The organism is Caulobacter sp. 10L414 (assembly GCF_056395525.1).
Genome location: NZ_JBFTJR010000003.1, coordinates 100,578 through 122,392, shown reverse-complemented (window position 1 = coordinate 122,392; position 21,815 = coordinate 100,578). Strand labels below are relative to the sequence as shown.

At 69.4% G+C, this 21,815-nt stretch carries 17 protein-coding genes; 14 read left to right on the top strand and 3 right to left on the bottom strand.

Annotation, left to right across the window (positions count from 1 at the left end):
• Positions 1 to 20: 20 nt before the first annotated feature.
• Positions 21 to 2,312 carry a TonB-dependent receptor gene (locus AC1DCG_RS02040; RefSeq protein ID WP_477041358.1) on the bottom strand — a complete coding sequence of 764 codons (2,292 nt, stop codon included), beginning with the start codon at positions 2,310 to 2,312 and terminating at the stop codon, positions 21 to 23.
• A gap of 240 nt (positions 2,313 to 2,552) precedes the next feature.
• Here AC1DCG_RS02040 and AC1DCG_RS02035 point away from each other — a divergent pair, with 240 nt between their 5' ends.
• The 6 genes from AC1DCG_RS02035 to AC1DCG_RS02010 all read left to right on the top strand — a co-directional run bounded on the left by AC1DCG_RS02035 (position 2,553) and on the right by AC1DCG_RS02010 (position 11,261).
• Positions 2,553 to 3,092: a sigma-70 family RNA polymerase sigma factor gene (locus tag AC1DCG_RS02035; RefSeq protein WP_165255570.1), complete on the top strand. Its 540-nt coding sequence runs from the start codon at positions 2,553 to 2,555 to the stop codon at positions 3,090 to 3,092.
• On the top strand, positions 3,089 to 4,102 hold the full coding sequence (locus AC1DCG_RS02030; RefSeq protein WP_477028047.1) for a FecR family protein: 1,014 nt from the start codon (positions 3,089 to 3,091) through the stop codon (positions 4,100 to 4,102). Before AC1DCG_RS02035 ends, AC1DCG_RS02030 begins: the two co-directional genes overlap by 4 nt.
• Positions 4,086 to 6,656 carry a TonB-dependent receptor gene (locus tag AC1DCG_RS02025; protein WP_477036643.1) on the top strand — a complete coding sequence of 857 codons (2,571 nt, stop codon included), beginning with the start codon at positions 4,086 to 4,088 and terminating at the stop codon, positions 6,654 to 6,656. The genes AC1DCG_RS02030 and AC1DCG_RS02025 overlap by 17 nt, the downstream gene beginning before the upstream one ends.
• Positions 6,657 to 6,944: 288 nt before the next feature.
• Entirely contained in the window at positions 6,945 to 9,545 is a 2,601-nt protein-coding gene (locus AC1DCG_RS02020) for a TonB-dependent receptor (RefSeq protein ID WP_477028049.1), read from the top strand.
• A 22-nt stretch (positions 9,546 to 9,567) separates the two neighbouring features.
• A complete protein-coding gene (locus tag AC1DCG_RS02015) occupies positions 9,568 to 10,371 on the top strand; it encodes a hypothetical protein (RefSeq protein WP_477028050.1) in 804 nt (267 codons plus the stop codon).
• A 113-nt stretch (positions 10,372 to 10,484) separates the two neighbouring features.
• The gene (locus tag AC1DCG_RS02010) at positions 10,485 to 11,261 is read left to right on the top strand and encodes an IclR family transcriptional regulator (protein ID WP_477041357.1); all 777 of its coding nucleotides are present in this window, start codon (positions 10,485 to 10,487) and stop codon (positions 11,259 to 11,261) included.
• A 340-nt stretch (positions 11,262 to 11,601) separates the two neighbouring features.
• On the opposite strand, the gene AC1DCG_RS02005 is transcribed toward AC1DCG_RS02010, so the two are convergent.
• Positions 11,602 to 12,792, bottom strand: coding sequence for an NAD(P)/FAD-dependent oxidoreductase (locus AC1DCG_RS02005; protein ID WP_477028052.1), 1,191 nt, complete (start codon positions 12,790 to 12,792; stop codon positions 11,602 to 11,604).
• A 123-nt stretch (positions 12,793 to 12,915) separates the two neighbouring features.
• On the opposite strand from AC1DCG_RS02005, the gene AC1DCG_RS02000 reads away from it, so the two are divergent.
• The 8 genes from AC1DCG_RS02000 (at position 12,916) to AC1DCG_RS01965 (ending at position 20,308) form a co-directional block, all read left to right on the top strand.
• Positions 12,916 to 14,157 carry an SRPBCC family protein gene (locus AC1DCG_RS02000; protein WP_477041356.1) on the top strand — a complete coding sequence of 414 codons (1,242 nt, stop codon included), beginning with the start codon at positions 12,916 to 12,918 and terminating at the stop codon, positions 14,155 to 14,157.
• Complete coding sequence (locus AC1DCG_RS01995; protein WP_477028054.1) at positions 14,154 to 14,648, top strand: aromatic-ring-hydroxylating dioxygenase subunit beta; 495 nt, start codon at positions 14,154 to 14,156, stop codon at positions 14,646 to 14,648. The genes AC1DCG_RS02000 and AC1DCG_RS01995 overlap by 4 nt, the downstream gene beginning before the upstream one ends.
• Positions 14,645 to 14,989 carry a non-heme iron oxygenase ferredoxin subunit gene (locus AC1DCG_RS01990; protein WP_477028055.1) on the top strand — a complete coding sequence of 115 codons (345 nt, stop codon included), beginning with the start codon at positions 14,645 to 14,647 and terminating at the stop codon, positions 14,987 to 14,989. Before AC1DCG_RS01995 ends, AC1DCG_RS01990 begins: the two co-directional genes overlap by 4 nt.
• Entirely contained in the window at positions 14,989 to 16,041 is a 1,053-nt protein-coding gene (gene gtdA, locus AC1DCG_RS01985) for a gentisate 1,2-dioxygenase (protein ID WP_477028056.1), read from the top strand. Before AC1DCG_RS01990 ends, gtdA begins: the two co-directional genes overlap by 1 nt.
• Positions 16,038 to 16,733, top strand: coding sequence for a fumarylacetoacetate hydrolase family protein (locus AC1DCG_RS01980; protein ID WP_477036640.1), 696 nt, complete (start codon positions 16,038 to 16,040; stop codon positions 16,731 to 16,733). The genes gtdA and AC1DCG_RS01980 overlap by 4 nt, the downstream gene beginning before the upstream one ends.
• 69 nt (positions 16,734 to 16,802) lie before the next feature.
• Positions 16,803 to 18,137 (top strand): MFS transporter, encoded by a 1,335-nt coding sequence (locus AC1DCG_RS01975; protein WP_165255590.1) that lies wholly within the window; start codon positions 16,803 to 16,805, stop codon positions 18,135 to 18,137.
• Between the two features lie 8 nt (positions 18,138 to 18,145).
• Positions 18,146 to 18,775, top strand: coding sequence for a maleylacetoacetate isomerase (gene maiA, locus AC1DCG_RS01970; RefSeq protein ID WP_477028058.1), 630 nt, complete (start codon positions 18,146 to 18,148; stop codon positions 18,773 to 18,775).
• A gap of 63 nt (positions 18,776 to 18,838) precedes the next feature.
• On the top strand, positions 18,839 to 20,308 hold the full coding sequence (locus tag AC1DCG_RS01965; RefSeq protein WP_477041355.1) for an alginate export family protein: 1,470 nt from the start codon (positions 18,839 to 18,841) through the stop codon (positions 20,306 to 20,308).
• A 213-nt stretch (positions 20,309 to 20,521) separates the two neighbouring features.
• Here AC1DCG_RS01965 and gltA read toward each other — a convergent pair whose 3' ends face one another.
• The gene (gltA, locus tag AC1DCG_RS01960) at positions 20,522 to 21,802 is read right to left on the bottom strand and encodes a citrate synthase (protein WP_477036638.1); all 1,281 of its coding nucleotides are present in this window, start codon (positions 21,800 to 21,802) and stop codon (positions 20,522 to 20,524) included.
• Between the last annotated feature and the right edge of the window lie 13 nt (positions 21,803 to 21,815).

Here is a 21,815-nt window from a genome sequence, read left to right as displayed (position 1 = left end):
TCTGTACTGAATGAGCGGGATCAGAAAGTGCGGCGAACCATGACGCCCAGGGTGCGCGGGGTCAGGCTGACCACCTGGTCCAGAGCCCCGGCGGCCGAGGTGATCGAGACCGGGCCGACCGAGTTGGTCAGGTTCTGGGCGAAGGCGTAGGCGCCCCAGCCTTCACCCTCGACGCCCACGCGCGCGCCCACCACCGTGTAGGCCGGGACCTTCTCGTAGTAGACGTAGCTGGGACGGAACTGCGAGGCCGTGCCGCCGGTGTAGCTGGCGTCCAGGTGCACGAGGCCGTTGAGGCCCTCGCCCACGGGCCAGGTGTAGTCGGCGTTCACCGAGCCGCTGAACTTCGGCACGAACGGCAGGCGGTCGCCCGCCAGGCCGGTCGAGCCCGAGACGGTCACCGACGAGTTGGTCATGTCCTCGGTCAGCTTGGCGTCGGAAACGCCGATGGCGCTGCTCAGGGTCAGGCCGGTCATCGGCCGCAGGGTGGTTTCCAGTTCGAAGCCGCGAATGCGGGCCGCGCCGGCGTTGGTGATGATGAAGAAGTTCGCGCCGACGTTCGCCTGGGCTTGAACCTGGATGTTGTCCCAGTCGATCTGGTAGGCCGACAGATTCACGGTCAGGCGACGGTCGAACCAGTCGCTCTTCACGCCGGCTTCGTAGTTCCACAGGCTGTCGGGGGCAAAGGCCACCAGGCCGGTGGTCAGGCCCGGGATGTTGTTGGCGCCGCCGGGACGGAAGCCCTTCGAGGCCTGGGCATAGGCCATGATCGACTTGCTGAACTCGTAGTTGACGTTGACGCGCTGCACCCAGCCCTTGGCGCTGGCGTCGACCTGGCTGAAGGCCGTGACCGGCGAGTTGGAGATCACGTTGCCGATCGTCACCGCGCCCGAGACGGTCTTGTCATAGTCGAAGCGGCGGGCGCCGCCGGTCACCGTCAGGGCGTCGGTCACGTGGTAGGACAGTTCGCCGAAGAAGGCGGTCTGCTTGACGTCATTGTCGATGTAGCGCGCGCCCAGGGCGTCGAACGGCTGGATGGCCATGCCGGTCGTGGCGTCGGCGCGGGTCTGGATGCTGTCGACGTGGTCCTTGCGGGTCTCGTAGTAGACGCCGCCGGTCCAATCGAGCTTGTCTTCGAACAGGCTGCCGCTGGCGCGCAGTTCATGCGTCCAGGTTTCCAGGCTCATCGGCTGCCACGAGACGGCCGGCCCGCGCGAGTCGGCCMAGGCGGTGTACTGCGACAGCTGGGCGCTGGAGCAGGTCGTGCCCGACAGGCCGAAATAGCGGCCGCAGGCGGCGCTGCTGGCGCGGTTGTTGGCGATGTTGTTGGTCCAGTCGCTGTTCCGCAGCATCTTCCACTTGTAGTACGACGAGGTCGCCGTCAGCGTCGCGAAGTCCAGGTTCCATTCGGCCGTGACGTTGTAGAGCGCCAGCTTGGAGTTGCTCTGGGCGATGGTCTTGCGGTCCGACTTGTAGCGGCCGGCGGCGGCCGACCAGCTGGCCTGGCCGTCGACTTCCTCGTTCTGCAGGGCCGCCGTGGTGCGGATCGTCAGGGTCTCGGTCGGGGTGTAGGTCAGCATCAGGCGGCCGCCGCTGGCGGTCGAGCCGTTGATGTCCTGCTTGTTCAGCGGAACGCTGTCGACATAGCCGCCGCGCTGTTCGCGATAGAGCACCAGGCGCGCGCCCAGCTTGTCCTCGACCAGCGGCACGTTGACCATGCCCTTGCCGTAGTAGCCGCCTTCGCCGCCCTTGGTGGTGGTCGCCTGGGCCTCGACCGCCCCGGCGTATTCGTTGGTGTCGGCCTTGTTGAAGATCACCCGCAGGGTGCCGCCCATCGAGCCCGAGCCGTACAGCGTGCCTTGCGGGCCGCGCAGCACCTCGACGCGTTCGACGTCGAACAGGTTGATGTCGGGAGTGGTCGAGCCGGCGTCCTGGGTGGTGCCGGTCGGGCCGGTCAGCGGGGTTTCGTCGTAATAGAGGCCGGTCGTCGCTTCGCCGGCGCTGCGCACGCCGCGCAGGGTGATGCGGCGGTTCGACGGCGTGCCGCCGTCCAGCGACAGGTTCGGCACCTGGCGGAAATAGTCATTGATGCCCGTGGCGCCGATCCGGCTGAGCTGGGTCTCGCCGACGGCCGAGATGCTGAGCGGGGTGTCCTGCAGGCTGGTCGAGCGCTTCAGCGCGGTGACGATGATCTCGTCGACGGCGGCGTCGGGCGTCTCCTGGGCATGGGCGCTGGCGGCGGCCAGGGCGGCCAGGGCGCTGGTGGCCAGGGCCGCGCGGCGGAAGGTGCGGAAGACAGTGCGGTTCAAGTTCATCCCCTTCGTTGAGGACCGGCCGAAGGCTCGGTTCCGGGCCGCAAGACGGGCGAGGGGAGAGCGCCCTTACGACTTTTTTCACTTTCGGGCGTCGGTTTGCGCGCCTGGTCAAGCTGCACGCAAATTGGGCGCATGCTGATCAAATGGGCGGCGCGCGGCCGAAACTCCGGTCTCGGCGCCGGTTCGGCCATCGCCTGGCGGCGAAGTTCGAATAGCCCGGCCCCAGAGCGGGAGAACGAGGTGTCGGTACAGTCCGCGTTCAGTCAGGCGACGATCGCCCAGGCCCGGCCAGGCGATATCGACCAGGTCGTGCGTCGGCACGAGGGGATGCTGCGCCGGTTCATCGCCCTGCGTATCGGCGGCGGGGCCGATGTCGACGACCTGGTGCACGAGGTGTTCGTGCGCTTCGCCCGTCGCCCGCCGGACGAGAGCGTCGAGCGGCTGGATTCCTATCTCTTCCAGACCGCCGCCAACCTGATCCGCGACCGCGCCCGCCGCCAGCAGGTGCGCCGCCTGGCCGCTCCCGAGATCGAGGATGACGCCGCCGCCCAGGCGCCGGCGACGCCCGAACAAACGCTGATCGACCGCGAGACCCTGACGGAGGTTCGTCGCGCCCTGGCCGATCTTCCCGAACGTACTCGCCACGTGTTCCTGCTTTACCGCATCGACGGACTGCGGCATCAGGCCATCGCCGACGCCCTGGGGGTGTCGATCAGCACCGTGGAGAAGGACGTGCGCAGGGCCATGGCCCACCTGACCCGACGGGTTCGCCGTCCATGAGCCCCGTTCCCGCCAATGACGGCCTGGCCGACGTCTACGACGCCGCGGCCGACTGGCACGAGCGTCGGCGCGCGCCCGGCTGGAGCGTCGCGGACGAGGCCGCGCTCACCGCCTGGCTGGAGGCCGGCGCAGATCATGTCGACGCCTATGCGGCCATGGCCGAGGTCGAGGCCGTGCTCGACGACGCGGTCGCCGCCGGCGGCCTGGAGCGCGAGATGGCCCAGGCCCGCGCGGCCTTCGCCCAGGGCAGGGCCCGCCGTTCTCGCCGAAACCTGGCCTTGATGGCGGCCGGCCTGGCCGGCGTCGCCGTGCTGGCGGGCTTGGGCGGCCTGGCCTGGATGGGCGCCGGTGCGTCCGAACAGAACTTCGCCGCCGCGCCGGGCCAGCGCAGCGCCGTGGTGCTGGCCGACGGCTCGCACGTGGTGCTCGACGGCGGCACGCGGCTGACCGCCCGCATCGACCGGCGCTCCAGGAACATCGTCCTCAGGGATGGCCGGGCCTTCTTCGACGTCGCCCATGACCCGTCGCGTCCGTTCGAGGTCAGCGGCGGCGGCCACGTGGTGCGTGCGCTCGGCACGGCCTTCGAGGTAGACCTGACGCCGAACGCGCAGGCCTATCGCGTTGCGCTGCTGCGCGGACGGGTGCGGGTCAGCGGCCAGGCAGCGCCCGTCGAGCTGGCGCCGGGCCAGATGCTTGCGGCCAACGTGCAGGGACGCGAGACGGTTTCGGCCGCCGACGTCGCGGCCGCCACGGCCTGGCGCGACGGCCGGCTGCTGCTGAAGGGCGACGCGCTTTCCGACGCCGCCGCCGAGATCAACCGCCGGGGCGGACGCCGGATCGTCGTGCGTGGCTCGGCCAAGGACCTGAAGGTCAGCGGCGCCTTCGGCAGCGATGATCCGCTGGCCTTCGCCCGCGCGGTGGCCGTGATCCACGGCCTCACGGTCGGCGAGGCGGCCGACGGATCGATCGTGCTGTCTCCGGCCAAGGACACCGGTGCGACGGCGGACTAGCCGCGCGGCGCCGGCCCTGGCGGCCGTGGTGCTGCTGGCACAGGCCCCGGCGGTCCTGGCGGCTCCCCTTCGTTTCGACGTCGCGGCGGGACCGCTCGAAGGGGCCTTGCAAGCCTATGCCGAGCAGACCGGCGTCGATGTCCTGTTCGCGCCGCAGGCCGTGGCCGGCCGCCGGTCCCGCGGCGGGCGGGCCGTGGCCGAACCGGAAGAGGCCTTGAAGCGCCTGCTGAAAGGCAGCGGGCTCACCGCCCGCCGCATCGGCCCGCGCGCCTTCGCCGTCGCCCCGGCCGCGCCGTCGTCGCGGATGGTCGACCGGACGCCCGAGGCGCGTGAACCCGCTAAGAAGGTCGAGGGCGTCGCGCCGCTGGATGCGGTGCTGGTCCAGGCCCGACGCCGCGAAGAGCGGCTGATCGACGTGCCGGCCTCGGTCGCCGCCGTTTCGGCCGCCGATCTCGAACGCCTGGGCGGCGACGGGATGCTGGCCCTGAGGCAGGCGGCCCTGGGGCTGACGGCCGCCGGCCAGGTCTCGGTCGAGACGCCGACCCTGGTGATCCGCGGCCAGCGGCGAGCCACGGCCGGCGATTCCGCGCTGTCGGTGATCACCTATGTCAACGAGGCGCCGCTGCCCAACAACGGCTCGATCCTGCCCTCGTTCGACCTGGCGGAAGTGCAGGTGCTGCGCGGTCCGCAAGGCGTGCTGTTCGGCCGCAACACCACCGGCGGCGCCCTGCTGATCCAGACCAACGAGCCGGGGCGCGTGGCCTATGCCCGCATCGCGACCGGATCCTACCGCCTGCGCGAGATCGAGGCGGCGGCCGACCTGACGGATGGGCGCGCGCCTCTGGCCGCCCGTCTGGCCGTCTACGGGCTCAAGCGCGACGGCCTGGTCGAGAACCTCGGCGTCGGCGGCGACCTGGATGATCGCGATCAGGTCGGGCTGCGACTGTCGCTGGCGTGGAAGCCGCAGGGGCCGCTGTCGGCGCTGCTGGTGCTGGACGGCTTTCGGGCCTGGGAGACGGGCAGCGCGGCGATCCTGTCAGGGACCTATCCCAATCCGCCGGACGTCACCGGCGGCGGCAACGGCCGCATGCCCGAGGCCGCGCCCTATTTCGACTGCGGCGCGGCGGGGTGCGACATCGACATCGCCCTGGCCCGCCAGAGGGCGCGGGGCATACGCGCCACCGACATCGATCTTCCCCCGCGTTCGGATCGCCGCAACGACGGCGCCACCCTGCGGCTCGACTGGCGCGAAGGCGGGCTCGACGTCCGCTCGGTCACCGCCTATCGGCGCAGCGTGCTCGACAGCGCCCTCGACAGCGACGGCTCGCCGCTGCCGTTGAACCAACTGGTCCGCCACATCGACCTTGGCCAGTTCACGCAGGAGGTGCGGGCCAGTCGGGCTGGGCAGGGCGGCGCCTGGCAGGCGGGCCTGTTCTACATGTCCACCGCGCCGGTCGGCGTGCAGCGATCGCTGTGGGCCAGCGTGGTGACACCCTCCAATCCGGCCAGGGTCGAGTTCCAGTACCGGCGCGGCGAAAGCCTGGCCGGCTTCGTCGACGCCACCCGGCGGCTGGGCGCGGGCTTCGAACTGGAGGCGGGGCTGCGCTATACGCGCGACGTCTCCAGCGCCTGCCTGGTGCGGGTCGCGGCCCCCGTCGCCGACATCAGCGAGGCGGCCTGCGGCGAGGCGGGGCGCGCCCAATCCTCGGCTCCGACCTGGACCCTGGGCCTGACCTGGCGGGGGCGGCCGAACCTGACGCTCTACGCCGTCACCCGTCGCGGCTATCGGGCCGGCGGCGTCAACGCGCCCAACTTCGGACCGTTGCTGGAGGCCTATCAGGTCTACGCGCCCGAAAGCCTGACCGACCTGGAACTGGGCCTGAAATGGGTCGGCGGCGCGGGCGACTGGCGCCATCGCGTCGACGCGGCCCTGTTCCGGGGCTGGTCGCGCGACATCCAGCGCGCCCTGTTTCCGGCCGAGAACTTCGATGGCGACGGGATCGCCGCCAACGATCCGCCCAGCCTGATCATCAACGCCGGCTCGGCGCGGATCAGCGGCCTGGAGCTGGGCTGGCGAGGCCAGAGGGGCCGGCGCCTGACCCTGTCGGCGTCGGCGACGTTGACTCAGGCGCGGTTCACGACCCTGACCGTGCCGGCGCTGCTGGCGGGACTGACCCCGACCGATCCCGCCTCGCTGCGCTTTTCCTATTCGCCGCCCTACACCGCGCGGCTGGCCGCCGACTGGCTTGCGGTCGATTCCGAGCGCTTCGGACGCTGGACGCTGTGGGCCGACGTCTTCCAGAGCGGCCGCGTGCGCTATGTCGAGCGGGCCCGCGACAGCAACGGGATGCAAGGCGCCTTCGCGGTCGCCGGCGCGGGCCTGGCCATGCAGCCGGCCGGCCGCGACGACCTGACCCTTTCGCTGGCGGTGCGAAACCTGTTCGACGAGGTCTATGCGGCCGGCGGCGGCGCGATCACCCCGGCGGTGACCGCCACGTCGCTGATCTACGGCGAGCCCCGCACGATCGAGGCGGCCGTCAGACGGCGCTTCTGACCGCGAGCGGAGATTCTCCGGGCGCGCACCCTGTGGTCGCTTTTTCGCACCGGCTCGCGGATTGATTGGTCACAGGAAGGCGCGCCTCAAAAAATGGGCTGGGCCCGCCGACGGCGCGGAGGACCTCCTCGATCGTCGCCCAGCCCTTGCGGTAAGCCGGTTTCCCTTCCGTCATGCCCACGCCCGTCACGGCCCTGTCGTCGTGCGAATTTCCGCCTGACATCCAAATGTAGCGCGCGTGTCACGACGCCGCCCTAAGCGCCCCTCGCGTTTGCAAGAGGGGTCCAGATGTCCAAGCCGTTCGCCGCCAGCCGCCGCCTGATCGCCGGCCTGCTCGCCACCAGCGCCCTGTCGGCGCCGCTGCTCGCCCACGCCGCCGAGGACGAAGCGCCCAGCGCCGTCGAGGAAGTCATCGTCACCGGCCAGCGCGAGGCCCAGCGCGCCGCCATCGCCGTCAAGCGTGACGCCTTCGTGGTGTCCGACGTGGTCTCGGCCGACGACATCGGCAAGCTGCCCGACCACAACACCGCCGCCGCCCTGCGCCGCATTCCCGGCATCTCGGTGATGGAAGATCAGGGCGAGCCGCGCTTCCCGGTCATCCGCGGCCTGCGCTCGACCTACAACCGCACCACCATCGACGGCGCCCTCGTGGCCTCGGTCGACGAGAGCGGCCGCACCGTGCCTATGGACATCGTGCCCTCGGTGATGGCCGGCCGCCTTGAGGTCATCAAGACCGTGACGCCCGAGAACGACGGCAACGCCATCGGCGGGGTCATCGACGTCACCACCCGCAGCGCCTTCGACGCCGGCCGGCCGTTCTTCAACGGCATGGCCTCCTACGGTTTGTACGAGCGCCACGGCGACGTGCGCAACGACAAGCCGTCCTATCGCCTGGCCTTCGCCGCCGGCCGCACCTTCGGCGCCGAAGACCAGTGGGGCGTGGTCATCGGCGCCTCGCACGAGCAGCTCGACTACGACATCCCGCAGGTCGAGGCCGCCGATCCCAGCGTGCGCGAGTACACCGCCGCCGGGGCGCCGGTGCTGTCGGGCGCGGCCAACGGCAACGGCATCCAGGTGCCGACCCAGGTGCGCCTGTTCTGGTACAACAACACCAAGCAGCGCAGCGGCGTGAACGGCAAGGTCGAGTACCGCCCCAGCGACGACTTCCGCTGGGAGGCCTCGGCCCTGTTCTCGCGCATGGAGGACGACGAGGAGCGCATCGAGTATCGCATCGAGCCGCTCGGCAATGTCGCCAATCAGAACCAGACCAGCGGCAGCTTCGCCCGCGGCCGCGGCATCATCCAGCTGAACCAGCCGATCACCAAGCGCGAGATCGGCATGGCCCGCACCGGCTTCGACTGGAGCCTCGCCCCGCAATGGAAGCTCGACGGCGACCTCGTCTACTCGCAGGCCGGCCTTGAGGTGCCCAACCACTCGGTCGAGTTCCGCACCGTCGACGCCCAGGGCGCCAACTACGGCTTCACCTACGACACGACGAACCCGCTGTTCCCGGTCTTCACCCCGGTGAACGAGGCGGCGATGCGCAACCCGGTCAACTACGTGCTGCAACAGCACCGCGACGCCCTGACCAAGACCGACGAGAAGACCAGCCAGGCCCGCTTCAACCTGGCCTTCGACGACGACGGCGCGTGGAAGGCCAAGGCCGGCGGCCTGCTGCGCTCGACCAAGCGCGACTTCACCAGCAGCCAGGTCAATTACCGCGCCGGCAGCGGCTTCACCTACACGCTGGACGAGGTCGACGTCGCCGGTCCCGACCAGCTGATCGCCGGCCGCTACCGCCTGACCCCGCGCATCGGCGCCGCCGAGGCCATGGCCTTCTTCAAGGCCAACCGCGACCGCTTCACGACCACCACGGCCGCCCCGAGCGGCAACTACGAGGTCGAGGAGGACATCTACGCCGGCTACGCCCAGGCCAGCTACGCGTTCGGCGACGTCACCCTGCTGGGCGGCCTGCGCTACGAGCACACCAAGGTCTCGTCCGACGCCATCCGCAACACCGGCGGCGTGCTGACCCCGACCAGCAACGACGGCGCCTACGACAACTGGCTGCCCAGCCTGCATCTGCAGTGGAAGCCCGCCGACAAGCTGATCGTCCGCGCCGCCTGGACCAACACCATCGGCCGCCCCGACTACGGCTCGCTGGCCGCCACCGAGACCCTGAACTTCGACGGCAGCCAGCCGACCCTGTCGCGTGGCAATCCCGGCCTCAAGGCGCGCGAGAGCGAGGGCCTGGACCTGTCGGTCGAGTACTATCCGACCGACGGCATGATCTCGCTGGCGGTGTTCAGCAAGGACATCAAGAACGAGATCTTCACGCTCAGCTCGACCGAAACCCTCGACGTCGGCCGCGGCCCCGAGACGGTGCTTGTCTCCACGCCGCGCAACGCCGAGACCGCCAAGATCAAGGGCGTCGAGTTCGCCGTGCAGCAGGCCTTCACCTTCCTGCCCGCGCCGTTCGACGGCTTCGGCTTCAACGGCAACATCACCTGGCTGGACACCGAGTTCACGTTCCTGACCTCGGCCGGCCCGCGCGTGACGGGCCTGTTCCAGCAGCCCGAGATCACCACCAACGAGTCGATCTACTACCAGCGCGGCCCGTTCGAGGCCCGGATCTCGCACAACTACATCGGCGGCCAGCTGGAGACGATCAACGACGCCAACCCCAACTCCGACCAGTACTGGAAGGGCCGTCACGTGTTCGACGCCAGCCTGTCCTGGCGCTTCGCCGACCACTACACCGTGTTCGTCGAGGGCCAGAACCTCTCCAACACCGGCCGCCAGGAAGTGACCGGCCCGGGCCGCGGCTACCTGCAGGAATGGGCCAACTACGGCCGCACCTACTGGGTCGGCGCGGCGGTAAGCTTCTAGGACAGGGGCGAGGAGACCGATCATGATCCTGGAACTCATCGCGGCCCTGTCGCTGCAGGCCGAGGTCCCCGCCGCCTCGGCAGCCGCAACCGCCCGCAAGGCCGAGACCGTTCGACGCTACGATGCGGGCGCGTCTCAAGGCGCGGCCGCGGGTCCAAGCGACGTCTACGCCGTCAGCGACTGGCGCATCGTCCGCTTCGACAAGAAGACCGGCGAGAAGCGCGCCGAGTGGACGGGCGACAAGGCCCGCTTCCCCCACATCAATTCGTGCGCGGTGATCGCCAGGGAGCTGGTCTGCGCCAGCTCCAACTTCCCCGCCACGCCGCAGGTCAGCACGGTCGAGATCTTCGATCCCATGACCCTGGCCCACAAGCGCAGCATCTCGCTGGGCCTGGGCACGGGTTCGATCACCTGGGTCGACCGCCACGACGGCGCTTGGTGGGCGATGTTCGCCAACTACGACGCCAAGGGCGGCGAGCCCCCGCGCGACCACCGCCACACCACGCTGGTGAAGTTCGACGACCAGTGGCGTCGCCTCGAGGCCTGGGCGCTGCCGGCCAGCGTGCTGGAGCGCATCAAGCCGATGAGCATCTCCGGCGGCGGCTGGGGTCCCGACGGGCGGCTCTATCTCAGCGGCCACGACCTGCCCGAGCTCTACGTGATGCAGCTGCCGATGGGCGGCGGGGTGCTCGACCATCTCGACACGATCGGCATGGGGGCCGAGGGCCAGGCGATCGACTGGGACGAAAGCGACAAGGGCATGCTCTACGGCATCACCCGCCGTTCGCGCGAAGTTCTGGCGATGCGGGTTCCGCTGGCGAAGTAGTTTCTGCGATTAATTCGCATCTATGAACACCTAAGGGGCCCCGACGCCTTGCGAGTCGGGGCCCTGGCGTTTCATCATCGGGGTCAATCGCTTCCCAGCGCAGGACCCAGCCAGTGACCGACCAGGATTCCAAGCAGCGTTCAGGCATCCAGTCGGTCGGCATCGGCCTGCGGGTGCTGGACGTGCTGGCGACGCTGGACGGCCCGGCCGCCCTGGGCGTGATCGCCCAGGCCTCGGACCTGTCGGCCTCGCAGGCCCACCGCTATCTGGCCAGTCTGGTCGCCTCGGGCATGGCCAAGCAGGATCCGGCCACCGGCCGCTACGATCTGGGCCCCGGCGCGCTGCGCCTGGGTCTGGGCGCCCTGGCGCGGGTCGACGCTTTCCGCGAGGCCGACGAGGCCATCACCGCCTTTTCGCGGGAGACCGGCCGCACGGTGCAGATCGCCGCGCTTGGTCCCAGCGGCCCGATCGTCGTGCGCTGGGCGATGGGGGCGCCCCCGGTCGCCACCTCGCTGATGGTCGGCTCGTCGCTGCCGCTGCTGCGCTCGGCCACCGGCCACGTGTTCCTGGCCTTCCGGCCCGACAGCCACACCCGCCACATGGTCGAGCGCGAGACGCAGGCCGAGCGCGGCCTGGCGCCCGTCGACGTCGAGGCGCTGCGTCAAAGGGTGCGCAAGACCGGCTATTCGGCCATCAGCGGCTCGCTGATCCCGGGCCTGCGCGCCACGGCCCTGCCGATCTTCGACCTGCAGGGCGAGGCCGTGGTCACCGCCACGGTCCTGGCCACCGACGCCTTCGTGCCCGACCGCGACGACGAGGTCCGTCAGGCCCTGGCTGCTGTCTGCGACCAGGTGACGACCACCATCGGCGGCCRTCGCCCGGCGGTCTGAGGCGGGCTTTCACCACTCACCTGGCATTGAAAGGAAACGTGTCATCCCGGCCGTAGGAGCGCGATAGCGATCCGTAGAGCCGGGACCTCCCACGTCGGCAGATCCGCAACGGTGGGGGATCCCGGCGCTCCGCTTCGCTACGGCCGGGATGACAACGCAATTGGCCATAGAAGCCGAAAGCCTGCAGGTTTCTCGTCATGCGAGCGCGGACCCCAATCCGAGTTTCCCCGCGAAGGCGGGGACCCAAGCCGAGTCCGCGGGGGTCGCTATGGCCCTGCGGTATCCCCGAGGCGGCTTGGGTCCCCGCCCTCGCGAGGATCGGGAAGCGCGTTAGGCGACCTCAGGCGGCCGCCTTGCGCAGGTCCGTTCCCGGATCGCCCGCCAGATCCGCCTTCAGCGGCTTGCCGATCAGCCGGCGGGCCGAGGCGAAGTCGCGGGGCTGGTCCAGGCACGCGGCCCCGACCAGCACGCCGTCGCGCAGATAGAGCCGAACCGCTTCGCCCCGCGCCACCACCGTGTCGCCGGCGGCCGGATCGCCCAGAATCTGGAGGTTGTGGCCGCACTGGGCGGTCCAGAACCACGGGGCGGGTTCGGCCTCGGCCGGCTGGCCCAGGATCGCCAGCGCCGCCGCCCGGGCCGAGCTCTGGGCGTGGGCCCAGGTCTCCATCCGCTGCGGCGCGGCCGCGTCGCCGAACCGGCGCAGGGCGAGATCGCCGATGGCGTAGACGTTTGCATCGCCGATCGAGCGATAGCGCTCGTCGACCAGCACGCCGGCGCCCACCGGCAGGCCGGCGGCCTGGGCCAGTCCTGCGCGCGGTACGATGCCGATACCCACGACCACGAGATCGGCCTCCAGAGACGAGCCGTCGTCGAGCCGCAGGGCCAGCGTCTCGCCAGCCGGCTCGATGGCGGCCACCGAGCGGCCAAGGCGAATCTCCACGCCGACCCGGGCATGGGCGGCCGCCAGCCAGTCGGCGGCGTCGCCCGGCACGTTGCGGCCCAGCAGGCGCTGGCCGGCCTCGATGACGATGGCGGTCAGGCCAAGCTCGTGCAGGGTCGAGGCCGTCTCCAGCCCGATCACCCCGCCGCCGATCACCACGGCGCGGCCGCCGGGCCTGGCGGCCGCCGCGATGGCCTTGGCGTCGCCCGTCGTGCGCAGCGGAAAGATCTTCGGATGGGCCGGGAAGGGCAGCTGCCGGGGCGCGCCGCCGGTGGCCAGGATCAACTGGTCATAGGGCAGGGCGCTTCCATCCGAGAGCGTGACGGTGCGGTTCTCGCGGTCGATCGCGGCGGCCGCGACTCCTAGCCGCAGGTCGACGCCAAGTTCGCTCCAGCGGGATTCCTCGGCGAGGTAAACGGGGGCGGCCTCCTTGCCCGACAGGTACTCCTTGGACAGGCTGGGTCGTTCGTACGGGTGCTCGGCCTCCTCGCCGACCAGCGTGATCGATCCGGAAAAACCCAATTCTCTCAAGGTGATGGCGGTCGCGCCGCCGGCATGTCCGGCGCCGACTACGACGATGCGTTGTTCCATGGCGTGTGCTTCCTCTCGCGTTGCATAATATGCAATGCATTTGACATGGATCAAAACCCACGACAGGGTGAGGGTCAATGGCGACGTGAGATCGCCGCTTCGACCACCGTCTGGGAGCTGCCCATGACCATCCCCGTTCGTCCCCCGGAAGGCCGCCTGTGGCCCGTCGACGCGGACGCCGCCGTCCCGTACTGGGTCTATTCAGACCCCGAGATCTACGCTGAGGAGCTGCGCAAGATCTGGTACGGCCCGCACTGGCTGTACGTCGGCCTGGAGTGCGAAATCCCCAATGTCGGCGACTGGAAGACCGCCACCCTCGGCGAGCGTCCGGTCGTCATGGTGCGCAGCGCCGAGAACGAGATCTCGGTCGTCGAGAACCGCTGCGCCCACAAGGGCGTGAAGTTCTGCCAGGCGCGCTTTGGCCACTCGCAGGAGTTGATCTGCCCGTATCACCAGTGGTCGTACGCGCTGAACGGCGACCTGCAGGGCGTGCCGTTCCGCCGGGGCGTCAAGCGCCAGGGCGGGATGCCGGCCGACTTCGATCTTGCGCAGAACGGCCTGACCAAGCTGCGCGTCGAGGAAGTCCACGGCGTCGTCTGGGCCACCTTCTCCGAAGAGACCCCGGCCTTCCGCGAGTATCTCGGCGAGAAGTTCTGGAAGCACTACACGCGCGTCTATGACGGCCGGAAGCTGGAAGTGCTGGGCTACAACCGCCAGCACATTCCGGCCAACTGGAAGCAGATGCAGGAGAACATCAAGGACCCGTACCACGCGGGCCTGCTGCACGTGTTCTTCGCCACCTTCGGCCTGTTCCGCGCCGACCAGAAGTCGGCCGTCGACATCGACGACGAGGGCCGCCACGGCATCCTGATCTCCCGCAAGGGCGAGCAGGAAAAGACCGAGGCCATGGCCGACATCCGCAACTTCCAGGGCGACCTGGTGCTTGAGGATCCCCGCGTCATGGACGTGGTGCAGGAGTTCCCGGGCGAAGAGACCGTGGGGATGATCACCATCTTCCCCAGCGTGATCCTGCAGCAGCAGGTCAATTCGCTGACCACGCGCCAGATCGTGCCCAAGGGTCCGGGCGGCTTCGACTTCCACTGGACCCACTGGTGCTACGCCGACGACACGCCGGAGATGCGCCTGCGCCGCACGCGCCAGGCCAACCTCTTCGGCCCGGCCGGCTTCGTCTCGGCCGACGACGGCGAGGTGCTGGAGATGACCCAGCAGGGCGCCACGCCGTCTCCCGACGCGCACATGATCCTGCAGATGGGCGGTCGCGCCATCGAGAGCACCGACCACCAGGTCACCGAAACAGCCGTGCGCGGCATGTACCGCTACTGGCGAAAGGTGATGGGCCTGTGAGCACCACCCTGACCAAACGTCCGGCCGCGATCACGCGTGATGCGATCCGCGACCTCTATGACGACTACTATGGAACCCTGGACGAGGTGCGGCTGCACGACTGGCCCGAGTACTTCACGCAGGACTGCCTCTATCGGGTGATCCCGCGCGAGAACTTCGAGGCCGGCTACACCCTCAGCACCATGCAGGCCGAAAGCCGCGGCATGCTGAAGGACCGGGTGACGGGCCTGACCCGCACCCAGATGTACGCGCCGCGCTACTACCGCCGCTTCCCGACCGCTCCCCGGATCGTCGGAGAGGAAAACGGCGGGGTGCGCACGCGCCACAACCTGCTGCTCGTCCAGACCCTGATCGACAAGCCTTCGGAGATCGTCCTGTCGGCGGTCTGCCACGACCTGATCGTGGCCGACGAGGGCCGCCTGCGCTTTGCCGAGCGCGTGGTGGTCTTCGACTCCGAAATGCTCCCCAACAGCTTGGTGTACCCCGTATGACCGACGTCATCGACAACGCGGCGCTGACCTGGGCGCCCGCCATTCCTCCGTCCGACCTCGAAGAGTTCGGCGTCGCCGCCGCCACCGTCGGCGGCCTGAAGGTGGCCCTCTACGCCGTCGACGGCGAGTATTACGCCACCGCCGACCTCTGCACCCACGGCGCGGCCAGCCTCGCCGACGGTTTCTTCGACGGCGAGCTGATCGAATGCCCGCTGCACCAGGGCACCTTCAACGTGAAGACCGGCGCGGCCGTCGGCGCGCCTTGCTCGGTGGCCGTGCGCACCTTCCCGGTGAAGCTGGAAGGCGGCCTGCTGCACGTCGGCCTGCCGGGAGGCGCCTGATGGAGACGGTGCTTCGCAACGACCAGCGCAGCCAGCTCGAGGCGCTGTACGAGCAGATGGAGCCGGAAGGCCTCTATCCGCTCTGGGAAAAACTGAGCGCCCTGGTGCTGCCCCAGCCGGACTCGCCGGCCAAGGTCCACAAGTGGTCCTATGACAGCGCCCGGGACTATCTGATGCGGGCCGGCGACCTGATCAGCGCCAAGCAGGCCGAGAGGCGTGTGCTGATCCTGGAAAACCCGGGGCTGGGCGGATTGTCGAGCATCACGCCGAGCCTCTACGCCGGCCTGCAGCTGATCCTGCCGGGCGAGATCGCGCCCGCCCACCGTCACGCCCAGTGCGCGCTGCGCTTCGTGCTGGAAGGCGAGGACGCCTACACCTCGGTGGACGGCGAGAAGGCCGTCATGCGGCCCTTCGACCTGGTGCTCACCCCGGGCGGCCAGTGGCACGACCACGGCAATCCGACGAGCAAGCCGATGATCTGGCTCGACGGCCTGGACATCCCCACCGTCCGCCACTTCGACGCCAGCTTCGCCGAGGGCTATGCCGAGGACCAGTTCCCCGAGCAGGCGCCGGCCGGCGACAGCCTCAACCGCTACGGCCGCAACATGCGTCCGCTGAAGGGCCACACCGCCGACCGCCGCCCGGCCCACCAGCCGCTGTTCCACTATCCCTATTCGGAGTGGCGGCCGGCGCTGGACGCCATGGCCAAGGGCGCACAGATCGATCCGCACCTGGGCCACGCGCTGGAGTTCCTCAATCCCGTCAACGGCGGGCCGATCATGTCGACCATTTCGGCGCATGTGCGGCTGATGCCCGCGGGGTTCGAGACCCGCGACCGCCGCTCGACCGACGGCACGATCTTCGTGGTCGTGGAAGGGCAGGGCGAGGCGGTCGTCGAGGGCGAGACCATCGCCCTTGCCCCCCGCGAGATCCTCGTCGTCCCGTCGTGGAAGACGGTCCGTTTCAAGGCCCAAAGCCAGCTCGTCCTGTTCGGCTACTCCGACAAGGCCTGCCAGGAAAAGCTGAACCTCTACAAGGAAGAAAACCTGTGAGCCTGATCTTCGAACCCCAGGCGCCGGTCCTGGCCGCCACCTCCACCGGCGAGCAGTTCCCGGTTCGCCGCATCTTCTGCGTCGGCCGCAACTACGCCGCCCACGCCCGCGAGATGGGCCGCGATCCCGACCGCGAGCCGCCGTTCTTCTTCACCGCCTGGGCCGAGACGGTCGTGCCGGACGGCGCGACGATCGCCTATCCGCAGAAGACCAAGGACTTCCATTACGAGGCCGAACTCGTGGTCGCCATCGGCAAGACCGGCCGCGACATCGCCGTCGAGGACGCGCTCGACCACGTCTGGGGCTACGCCACGGGCCTCGACATGACCCGCCGCGACCTGCAGCTGGAAGCCCGCGCCCAGGGCCGCCCCTGGGACACCGGAAAGAATGTCGAGCAGTCCTCGCCGCTGGGCCTGATCCAGAAAGCCGGCGAAGGCTTTGATCCGACCAAGGGCGAGATCAAGCTGACGGTGAACGGGCAGACCAAGCAGCAGGCCGATCTGGCCGACCTGATCTGGCCGGTGGGCGACATCGTCGCCTACCTCTCGGGCCTCTACCGCATCGAGCCGGGCGACCTGATCTACACGGGCACCCCGGCCGGCGTCGGCGCCGTCGTCGAGGGCGACGCGATGGTCGTCACCATCGAGGGCCTGGCCCCGCTGAACATCACGGTCGGACCGCCCGCGGCCTGACCTGCGACCACCAAGACTAGGGACAAGGGGAGCGGCCACAGAGCCGCCCCCTGCGAAGAGGAAACGACAATGGCTACTCTTGAAGCGACGGCGGGCAACGCCGTCGTCGACCGGGCGAGGTTCGGCTCGCTGCAGTTCGGCGTCACCGCGCTCTGCGCCATCATCGCCATGCTCGACGGGTTCGATACGCAGGCCATCGCGTATGTCGCCCCGCGCATCGCCGAGGACTGGGGCCTGACCCCGGCCGCCTTCGGCCCGATCTTCGCCGTGGGTCTCCTGGGCCTGACCGTCGGCGCCTTCCTGCTCAGCCCCGCCGCCGACAAGTTCGGCCGCAAGACCATCATCCTGATCTCGACCGTGATCTTCGGCCTGTTCGCCCTGCTGACGGCGACCTCGGGCTCGATGAACGAGCTCCTGATGTACCGCTTCCTCACCGGCATCGGTCTGGGCGCGGCCATGCCCAACATCATCGCCCTGACCAGCGAGTATGCGCCCGAGCGCCTGCGCGCGACGCTGGTGACGGTGATGTTCTGCGGCTTCCCGCTGGGTTCGACCCTGGGCGGGGTGCTGTCGACCGGCCTGATCGACCAGTTCGGCTGGCACTCGGTGTTCGTGGTCGGCGGCGTGTTGCCGCTGCTGCTGGTGCCCGTGCTGATGGTCATGCTGCCGGAGTCGGTGCGCTTCCTGGTCGCCAAGGGCGCGCCGGAAAGCAAGATCGCCCCGATCGTGCGCCGCATCGATCCTTCCGCCTCGACCGCCGAGTTCGTCTCGCACCTGCGCAGCGAGCAGGCCGAGGCCCCCAAGGGCTTCTCGGTCGCCCAGCTGTTCACGCAAGGCCGCGCGCCGGTCACGGGCCTGCTGTGGGTGGCGTTCTTCATGAACCTGCTCGTCATGTACTTCCTGGTGAACTGGCTGCCGACCCTGCTGAAGGGCGCGGGCCTGCCGCTGTCGATGGCCATCCTGTCGACCGCCACCCTGAACCTCGGCGGCGTGGTCGGGGCCATCGCCCTGGGCCGCCTGATCGACCGCTTCAGCCCCTACATCGTGCTGGGCGCGGCCTATGCGGCCTCGGCCGCCTTCATCGCCGTCATCGCGCTGGGCGGCACCCACCTGACCACCCTGCTGGTCGGGGCGGCGCTGTCGGGCTTCGGCGTCGTCGGCGCCCAGATCGGCTGCAACGCCCTGGCCGCGTCGGTCTATCCCACCGCCATCCGCGCCACTGGCGTGGGCTGGGCGCTGGGCGTCGGCCGCGTCGGCGCCATCGTCGGCCCGCTCGTGGGCGGCGCGCTCCTCGCCAACAAGTGGGCCCCCGGTTCGATCATCCTGACGGCCGTGGTTCCCGCCCTCATCGCCTCGCTGGCCGTCTTCATCCTCGGCGGCGTGCGCAAGAAGTCCGGAGTTTAAAGACCACCATGATCCTGCACGGCTATTTTCGTTCGACCGCGTCGTGGCGCGTGCGGATCGCCCTGGGCCTCAAGGGCCTCGCCGCCGACCAGGTGTTCCATCACCTGCGTCGGGGCGAGCAGCGGGCGCCGGATTACCTGGCGATCAACCCGCAAGGCCTGCTGCCGGCTCTGGCCCTCGACGACGGCCGGGTGCTGACCCAGTCGCTGGCCATCGTCGAGTATCTCGACGAGATCCACCCGCAGCCGCCGCTGCTGCCCTCCGACCCGTTCGCCAAGGCTGAAGTCCGGGCGGTGGCCCAGGCCATCGCCTGCGACATCCACCCGGTGCAGAACCTCAAGGTCCTGGCCCGCCTGCGCGAGCTTGGTCTCGACGAGCCCGCCGTCCAGGGCTGGGCCGCCGGGGTGATCGAGGAGGGCCTCGACGCGGTCGACAAGCTGCTGGCGGGCAAGTCGGGCCGCTTCGCCTTCGGCGACGCGCCGGGCCTGGCCGATCTGGTGCTCGTGCCGCAGCTGGGCAACGCCCGCCGCTTCGGCGTCGAGCTGCGCTGGAACCGCCTGACCGACATCGAGGCCGCCTGCCTGGAGCTTGAGGCCTTCAAGTCCGCCGTCCCGTCGGCCCAGCCCGACGCCGAATAAACCCGTCCCACAAATCCAAGAACCAAAGAGCGCGGAGCCAACCGCGCCCTCTGGAGGAAACCCATGCTGCTGACCACTGTGGCCGCGGCCGCCTTGCTTGCGCCCGTAGCCGATGCCCCGATCRCCACCCAGGCCCCAAGCCAGGCGACTGATCGCGTCGTGCCGATCCCCGCCCAGAACGCCCCGTCGCCCGGGAACGTGCCGCCGCCGGCCGCGACCAAGGCGCCCGCCTTCAAGCTGATCAATCACGACGAGGACTGGAGCTACCTAGCCGATCCGGCCAAGCGCGCCACGCCCTGGTCGAAGCTGAAATACATCCCCGTCGACGAGACCAGCTATCTCAGCCTCGGCGGCGAGTTCCGCCTGCGCCTCGAAGACCGCGGCAACGAACGCTTCGGCCGCGGCGCCCAGGACGAGGACGGCAACGCCCAGACCCGCACCCGCCTGTGGGCCGACCTGCACATGGGACAGCGCCTGCGCGCCTTCGTCGACGTGCAGGACGCCCGCAGCATCGATCTCGACAGCGGCGAGCCGCCGATCGAGGTCAGCCGCTGGGACCTGCACCAGGCCTTCCTGGAAACCAACGCCGAGGTCGGCGACGCCAAGGTCCGCCTGCGCGTCGGCCGCCAGGAGCTGGGCCTGGGCGCCTATCGCATCTTCGACATGCGTGAAGGCGCCAACAGCCGCACCTCGTTCGACATGGCCCGCGTGCTGGTCGACCGCAAAGGCGGCTGGAGCGGCGGCGCCTTCTATGGCTACGCCCTGCGCGAGGCCAAGACCTCGTGGGACGACGCCACCAATTTCGACTACCGCCTGGCCGGCGTGACCGCCTCGCGCACGCTGGGGCAGGGGCCGACGGCGCCCAAGCTGGAGCTGCTCTACGTCAACAGCGACAAGCGCGGCGCCGTCTATGACAGCGTCACCGGCGGCCGCGATCGCCGCGGTTCCTACTCGGCGCGCCTGGCCGGCCGCTACGGGGCCTGGGACTACGACCTGGAGGGCGTCTACCAGGGCGGCACGTACCGCGACCTCGACGTCTCGGCCTGGTACGTCTCGGCCATGGGCGGCTACACCTTCAAGGCCCCGTGGTCGCCGCGCCTGGGCCTGCGTCTGGAGGCCGCCTCGGGCGACAAGGACCGCACCGACGGCAAGCTGAACTCCTACGCCCAGATGTTCCCGCAGCCGATCTCGCTGCGGACCGACTTCGGCATCACCAACATGGTGGCCATCCAGCCGCAGCTGACCTTCAAGCCCACGACCAAGCTGACGGCGGGCCTGCAGGTGGCGGGTCTGTGGCGCCAGAGCGACGAGGACGGTCTCTACGGCCTCGGCGGCCAGGTGCTGCGCGGCGGGCTCGAAGGCACGGCCCGCTATGTCGGCTGGCGCCAGGCGGCTTTCGCCAGCTACGCCGTTTCGCCGTTCGTGACGGTTACGGGGATCCTCAACCACACCACCTCGGGCACGTTCCTCAAGCAGACCGGCATGGCCGACGACCAGACCTATGCCGGCCTGATCGTGGGGTTGCGGTTCTAAAGACAACTCCTCCCCCGTGAAACGGGGGAGGGGGACCGCGAAGCGGTGGAGGGGGCGGCGGCGCTCACAGCGCTCTGTCACTCGCCCCCTCCGTCACGCTGCGTATACGCAGCGCGCTACCTCCCCCGCTAAAGCGAGGGAGGAGCCAGCCCCACAACGAAAAAGGCCCCGGTTTCCCGGGGCCTTTGCCGTATCTCGAAGATCGAGAAGCGCTTAGCCGCGCTCTTCGACGTCGATGTAGTCGCGCTGGGTCGAGCCCGTGTAGAGCTGACGCGGACGGCCGATCTTGCGGGTCGGGTCCTCRAACATTTCCTTCCACTGGCTGATCCAGCCGACGGTGCGAGCCAGGGCGAACAGCACGGTGAACATGTTGGTCGGGAAGCCCATCGCACGCAGGGTGATGCCCGAGTAGAAGTCGATGTTCGGGTACAGCTTGCGCTCGATGAAGAACGGATCGCTGAGCGCGATCTTTTCCAGCTCCATGGCCACTTCGAGCAGCGGGTCGTTGATGCCCAGCTGGCCGAGAACCTCGTGGCAGGTCTTCTGCATGACCTTCGCGCGCGGGTCGAAGTTCTTGTACACGCGGTGACCGAAGCCCATCAGCTTGTGCTTGCGAGCCTTCACGCCCTCGATGAACTCGGGGATCTTGTCGACCGTGCCGATCTGCTCGAGCATCTCCAGGGCTTCCTGGTTGGCGCCGCCGTGCGACGGGCCCCACAGGCAGGCGATGCCGGCGGCGATGCAGGCGAACGGGTGAGCGCCCGACGAACCGGCCAGACGGACGGTCGAGGTCGAGGCGTTCTGCTCGTGGTCGGCGTGCAGGATGAAGATGCGGTCCATGGCGCGGGTCAGGACCGGGTTCGGCTTCCAGTCCTCGGCCGGGACCGAGAAGCACATGCGCAGGAAGTTTTCCGAGTACGACAGGTCGTTGCGCGGCGACACGAACGGCTGGCCGATCGTGTACTTGTAGGCGCGGGCGGCGATCGTCGGCATCTTGGCGATCAGGCGGTGGGCGCTGATCTCACGCTCGCGGGCGTCGTCGACGTTCATGCTGTCGGCGTAGAAGGCCGACAGGGCGCCCACGGCGCCGGTCATGACGGCCATCGGGTGGGCGTCGCGACGGAAGCCTTCGAAGAACCGGTCGAACTGCGCGTGCAGCATCGTGTGGTAGGTGATGTTGTTCTCGAACTTGGCCAGTTCGGCGGCCGTCGGCAGTTCGCCGTTCAGCAGCAGGTGGCAGACTTCGAGGAACGACGACTTCTCGGCGAGCTGGTCGATCGGATAACCGCGGTGCAGCAAAACGCCGGCGTCACCGTCGATATAGGTGATCTTGCTCTCGCACGAGGCGGTCGAGGTGAAGCCCGGGTCGAAGGTGAAATGGTCGCTTTCGCCGTAGACCTTTCGGATGTCCAGAACGTCCGGACCCGTGCTGCCCTTGAGGATCGGCAGGTCGTAGCTCTTGTCGCCGATCGTCAGCGTGGCTTTGTCGGTCATGCGAGAGACCCTT